We start from the raw sequence: 688 nt of genomic DNA on the forward strand, positions 1-688 counted from the left end.
GCCGGTCGCGTCGTAGAATTTGCCGCGCGTGCCGACGTCGACGATCTCGGCGGCGGTGATCTGCACATGGTCGATATAGCGGCTGTTCCACAGCGACTCGATGATCATGTTGGCGAAGCGCGCCGTCAGAATGTTCTGTACGGTTTCCTTGCCGAGGAAATGATCGAGCCGGTAGACTTGGCTTTCCGCGACCTTGCACAGGATCTGCGCGTTCAGCGCCTTCGCCGAGGCGAGGTCGGTTCCGAACGGCTTCTCGATGGCGATGCGGCGGAAGGCACTTTCACCCTCATCGGTAAGCCCGTGTTCCGCGAGCTTCTCGATAATCGGGCCAAAGAAAGCCGGCGGCACGGCGAGATAGAAAGCCGCATTGCCGCTCAGCCGCCTGCGGATTTCCAGATAGACGTCGTCCCCGGTGAAATCGCCCGAAAAATAGCTGATCCGCTGCCTCAGCCCTTTCCAGGCCGCATCCGTGGCGAGTGGTTCACCGTCGCCAAGGCCAGACAGAAAATCGTCCAGCCGGTCGCGAAGCATCTCGTCGCCGCCCGGTTCCACGGCGACACCGAGGATCTGCAGGTCGTCACCGATCATGCCGCCGCGCGTGAGATTGATGAGGGCAGGAATGAGGAGCCGGCGCGTCAGATCGCCGGTCGCACCGAAGATGACGAGAGTCGTAGGCGGTGTAGGCTGA

General features: G+C 61.9%; 1 pseudogene. It reads right to left on the reverse strand.

Annotated elements, in window-relative coordinates:
* Positions 1-688: pseudogene (locus ACPYOJ_RS34580) on the reverse strand (glucose-6-phosphate dehydrogenase); the annotation flags it as partial.

It is taken from the genome of Rhizobium sp. SVR5-9E (assembly GCF_056755095.1).